Source organism: Variovorax sp. 20P10.2.4, from assembly GCF_058244205.1.
In genome coordinates this window covers 1-4,763 of record NZ_JBZAYE010000562.1, presented here as the reverse complement: position 1 = coordinate 4,763, position 4,763 = coordinate 1, and the positions used below count along the sequence as shown (strand labels likewise).

At 68.9% G+C, this 4,763-nt stretch carries 5 protein-coding genes; 1 reads left to right on the top strand and 4 read right to left on the bottom strand.

The features are described from left to right. Positions 1-72: 72 nt before the first annotated feature. The 4 genes from AC27VN_RS32995 to AC27VN_RS32980 all read right to left on the bottom strand — a co-directional run bounded on the left by AC27VN_RS32995 (position 73) and on the right by AC27VN_RS32980 (position 3,786). Positions 73-1,125 carry a hypothetical protein gene (locus AC27VN_RS32995; RefSeq protein ID WP_490879299.1) on the bottom strand — a complete coding sequence of 351 codons (1,053 nt, stop codon included), beginning with the start codon at positions 1,123-1,125 and terminating at the stop codon, positions 73-75. A gap of 38 nt (positions 1,126-1,163) precedes the next feature. After that, complete coding sequence (locus AC27VN_RS32990; protein WP_490879298.1) at positions 1,164-1,643, bottom strand: hypothetical protein; 480 nt, start codon at positions 1,641-1,643, stop codon at positions 1,164-1,166. Continuing rightward, complete coding sequence (locus tag AC27VN_RS32985) at positions 1,640-3,181, bottom strand: TRAP transporter large permease (protein ID WP_490879297.1); 1,542 nt, start codon at positions 3,179-3,181, stop codon at positions 1,640-1,642. Before AC27VN_RS32985 ends, AC27VN_RS32990 begins: the two co-directional genes overlap by 4 nt. A 65-nt stretch (positions 3,182-3,246) precedes the next feature. Next, positions 3,247-3,786 carry a TRAP transporter small permease subunit gene (locus tag AC27VN_RS32980; RefSeq protein ID WP_296798901.1) on the bottom strand — a complete coding sequence of 180 codons (540 nt, stop codon included), beginning with the start codon at positions 3,784-3,786 and terminating at the stop codon, positions 3,247-3,249. 177 nt (positions 3,787-3,963) lie between these two features. Between AC27VN_RS32980 and AC27VN_RS32975 the strand changes: the two genes are divergently transcribed. After that, the coding region (locus tag AC27VN_RS32975) for a DinB family protein (protein WP_490879296.1) at positions 3,964-4,763 on the top strand (800 nt) is incomplete at its 3' end.

Genomic DNA, 4,763 nt, shown 5'->3' with positions numbered 1-4,763 from the left:
CGAACTCAGGCCTTGAGCCGCTAGCTTCCAACTGTCCAACTTGTGGGGGTCAGTTCAACGGCGGGGCTTTTTTCATTTGGAGGGCGTGCCCAGCAGCGCGGCGCGCGCGGCCTCGGACGGGAACACGCAGGCGACGTCGTGCGCGCAGCCCGGCACCACCGTGACCTCGCGGCGCTTGGCCGGCGCGAGCAGCGTGCGGTCGTACTGCGCGTAGGCCAGGCCGCGCTGCAGCCGGTACGGGCCCTGGGCGGCGGCCGCGCAGGATTTGTCGAGCACCCGGTAGGCCGTGCCCTTGCCCTCGCCGGTGTCGAGCTCGCCTTGCAGGTAGTGGATGTCGGCGGCGGCATAGCGCGCGCGGGCCTGGGTTGCATCGCGGCCCAGGTGCGCGGGCAGGCCCTCGGTGCCGTACTTCCAGCGGTCGAGCGCGGGACAGGCGGCGGCGTCGCTCGGCGGAAACGGACGGAACGCGTCGAAGTAGAGCCAGGTGCCGGGGTCGGCCACCACGTAGCGCAGCGCGAGCGAGGCCGCGGGCGGATCGGCCGCGAAGCCGATGTAGTGCTGCACCATCTGCGCGCCGGCCGAGAAGCCCGCGATGGTGACCGTGCGCAGGCTCGGCCAGCGCCGGTGCAGCTCGGCAACGAGCGCGTCCATGGCCGCGAACGAGGACAGGCCATTGCCGTTCTCCGCGCGGCCGCCTTCGAGCCAGGAGGCGCAGGTCCACAGCAGGTCGCCGTCCTGCGCTGCCGGCACGCCCGCGCTGCTGCACTTGCCGGCCTTGTCGGCCGCGACCTGGAACAGCGGCGCGACCACCAGCGTGCGCTCGAGCGCGCCGGCCTGGCGCACGGTGCGCAGGGCCGCGTCGAAGGTCTTGCCCGCATCGCGCGGATGGCCGTGCATGGCGATGAGCGCCTGCGTGGGGCCTGCGCCGGGGGCGAGCGAGGCGTAGTAGTGCAAGGCGCCACCGGCTTGGGGCGGCTCGAAGGCACGGTAGCAGTCGGGCGCGGCCGATGCCGTGCAGTCGGCGTTGGCGTCGGCGGCCGCGGCACCGGCCGCCGCCGCGGCGAGGCACAGGGCCGCTACGAAGGCACGCACACCGTTCGACGGGGGAAGGAATCTGGGATGCATGCGGCTATCTTCGCCGCATCGGGTGCCGCGAGGCTGACTCAGGCGGCGTCGTCGACGGCGGGCTGCCGCGCCGGCACCGCGCGCAGCGCCACCTGCTCGCCGAAGGCGATCAGCACCTTCGGGTCGTAGGCATGGAACCAGGTGATGCCGCCATTGCGGCGGCGCACCAGCAGGCGCGGCGCGACGACGCGCTCGAGCATGCGGATATGGACCAGCTTGAGCTGCGAGGCGTCCTGCGCGCGCACGCGCTTGGTCCACAGCCAGGTCTGGATCAGTTCGTCGCCCTCGAGCCGGGTGCGGCTGTAGACGATCCAGTAGCCGACCCACACCACGCACAGGCCCGCGAGGCCGAAGACCACGAGGCTGGAGGCCGACCAGCTGGTCTCGCGCAGCGAGGGCAGGCTCCAGAGGGCGAAGGCGAAGAGGTCGACGACGATGACGACCGCGAGCGTGCGCAGCAGCGGCGGGAAGGCGGCGCTCTCGAGCGCAGCGCCTGCATCGGCGCCGGCCTGCGTCACTGCTTGGCGCCGTCGGCGGGCGCCGGCGCGGGCTCGGCCGCCGGGGCCGGCTCGTCCTTCTTCTCGTTGCCGAACGGGTCTTCCATGTTCACGCCGTTGGCGTCGGGTGCGTTCGACTGGTCGTCCACCGGCATCTCGAGGATCACCTTGTCGATGTCGACCACCTTCTCCTTGTCGAGGAACACGGTCACCGTCTGCGGGAAGAAGATCACGATGGCCACCAGCAGCAGCTGCATGATGACCCAGGGAACGGCGCCCAGGTAGATGTCGCGCGACTCCACCTTCTTGGGTAGCGCCCCGTTCTTGAACAGGGTGTCGGCGATCCCTCGCAAGTAGAACAGCGCGAAGCCGAACGGTGGGTGCATGAACGAGGTCTGCATGTTCACGCACAGCAGCACGCCGAACCACACCATGTCGATGCCGAGCTTGTGGGCCACGGGGCCCAAAAGCGGCAGGATGATGAACGCGATCTCGAAGAAGTCGAGGAAGAACGCGAGGAAGAAGACGAAGATGTTGACCGCGATCAGGAAGCCGACCTGGCCGCCCGGCAGGCCCGAGAGCATGTGCTCGATCCACTTGGCGCCGTCCACGCCCTGGAACACCAGCGAGAACACGCGCGAGCCGATCAGGATGAACACCACCATGGCCGTCAGGCGCATCGTGCCTTCCATCGCGCCCTTGAGCAGTTCCCAGTTCAGCCGGCGGTGAACCAGCGCGAGGATCAGCGCGCCGACCGCGCCCATGGCACCGGCCTCGGTCGGCGTGGCGATGGCCTTGTCCATGAACGGCAGGCCGCCCATCGAACCCAGCACCGCGAAGATCAGGATCGCCGAGGGAATGATGCCGCGCAGGCACTTGCCCCACAGCGCCCAGCCGTGCAGCGTGCGCGCGCTGGCCGGCAGGCCCGGCACGTAGCTCGGGTAGATGCGCCCGATCAGGAAGGTGTAGATCGCGAAGATGATCACCTGCAGGATCGACGGACCCCAGGCGCCCTTGTACATCTGGCCGACGTCGGTGCCGAGCTGGTCGGCCATGACGATCAGCACCAGCGAGGGCGGCACCAGCTGCGTGATGGTTCCCGAGGCGGCGAGCACGCCGGTCGAGTAGCGCATGTTGTAGCCGTAGCGCATCATCACCGGCAGCGAGATCATCGCCATCGCGATCACCTGGCCCGCCACCGTGCCGGTGATGGCGCCGAGGATGAAGCCCACGATGATCACCGAGTAGCCGAGGCCGCCGCGCACCGGGCCGAACAGCTGGCCCATGGAGTCGAGCATGTCCTCGGCCAGCCCGCATTTCTCCAGTACCGCTCCCATCAGCGTGAAGAAGGGGATCGCCAGCAGCGTCTCGTTCGACAGGATGCCGAAGACGTTGAGCGGGAGGTTGGCCATGAAGCCGGCCGGGAACCAGCCCATCTCGATCGCGAAGAAGCCGCAGATCAGGCCGAGTGCCGAGAGCGAGAACGCGACCGGGAACCCGATCAGCATGATCACGACGAGCCCCGCGAACATGATCGGGGCGAAGTTTTCCATGTGCATTTCTACTTATCCTGCCGTTGGGACACAGAGAAGGGAGACGGTGACGGGGCGAGGGCGCTGCGCGCTCACTGCACCGGCTTCTCGTAGTGCGTGTTCATCTCGATGAGCCCACGCAGGTAGGCAATGCGCTTGATGATTTCCGCCACGCCCTGCAGGAACATGGCGGCGAAACCCACCGGCATCAGCAGCGCGGCGGGCCAGCGGACCAGGCCGCCGATGTTGCCCGACATCTCGCCCGTGACCCAGGTGTTCCAGAAGTAGGGCCAGGTGAGGTAGGTGAACATGCCCATCACCGGCAGCAGGAAGAAGATCAGGCCGAACAGGTCGACGTAGACCGGGCCGTTGCCCTTGAGCTTGCCGTAGATGATGTCCACGCGCACGTGTTCGTTGAAGCGCAGCACCACGGGCGCGCCGAGCATCACGGTGGCCGCGAACAGGTACCACTGGATCTCGAGGAAGGCGTTGCTGCTGAAGTCGAGGCCGTAGCGCACCAGTGCGTTGGCGGCGGAGATGAGCGAGGCCGCCAGGACGGTGTAGCCGGCGAACTTGCCGAACTTTTCGCTGATCCAGTCCATGCCGGCCGCGAATTTGAGGAATGCAGACAAGGGGTGTCTCCCACAAAGCCCAGGGTGATAGCGACCGGCCCTGGTGGGGTCGACGCAAAGCCCGCAATGGTAACGCGGTGTACCTTTGTATTGCCCCGTCCGCCCAGGCCGCGACGCCCGGGTTTACCCGGGAGTCAGCGCCCACGACGCCCGCCGGCGGGTGCCCATAATCGCCCGATGCCTTCCAGCCCGCAGCCCTCGACTCCCTCAGGCGCCCTGGGCCTGCCGCATTCGATCGACTCGCCCGACATGCACCGTGCCGGCCGCGAACTGCTGTCGCTGGCACTGATCGATGCGCGCAACCACACGCTGCACCTGCTGGCGCTCTACGAGCAGGCGCTCGGCTCGGCCGCGCTGCCGGTGCCGCGCGAGCTGCAGGCGCAGGAGGGCATGCAGCCGCCGGTCTGGCTGGCCGGCCACATCGGCTGGTTCGCCGAATGGTGGATCGGGCGCAACACGCAGCGTGCCTTCGGCGCCGACTGCCCGGTGCGGCCGACCCGGCTCGCGGCCATCGACCCCGGCGCCGACGACTGGTGGAACCCGGCCCAGATCGGCCCCGAGCGACGCTGGTCGCCCGAGCTGCCGGACCTGGCCCAGACCAAGGCCTACCTGCTCGAGACGCTCGAGAGCACGCTCGAACTGCTCGAGCATGCGGCCGAGACCGATGCGGGCCTGTACTTCTACCGCCTCGCGCTGTTCCACGAGGACCTGCGCGGCGAGCAGTTCGTGGTGATGGCGCAGACCCTCGGGCTGCCGCTGGGCATCGAGCAGGCGCCCGTGAGCGTGGTGCGCGAGCCGCTGGCGCTGCCGGCCACGCGCTGGAGCCTGGGCCGCGACGAGGCCGGCTTCGCCTTCGCGCAGGAGCGCGGTGCGCACCGCGTCGACGTGCCCGAGTTCGAGATCGATGCCCAGCCGGTCACCTGGAACCAGTTCACCGAATTCGTCGACGACGGCGGCTACGACCGCGAGGAACTCTG

Bases quoted from the DNA above. Each gene is read 5' to 3' on its own strand.
- AC27VN_RS32995 (WP_490879299.1), bottom strand. From the start codon at position 1,125: ATGCATCCCAGATTCCTTCCCCCGTCGAACGGTGTGCGTGCCTTCGTA.
- AC27VN_RS32985 (WP_490879297.1), bottom strand. From the start codon at position 3,181: ATGCACATGGAAAACTTCGCCCCGATCATGTTCGCGGGGCTCGTCGTG.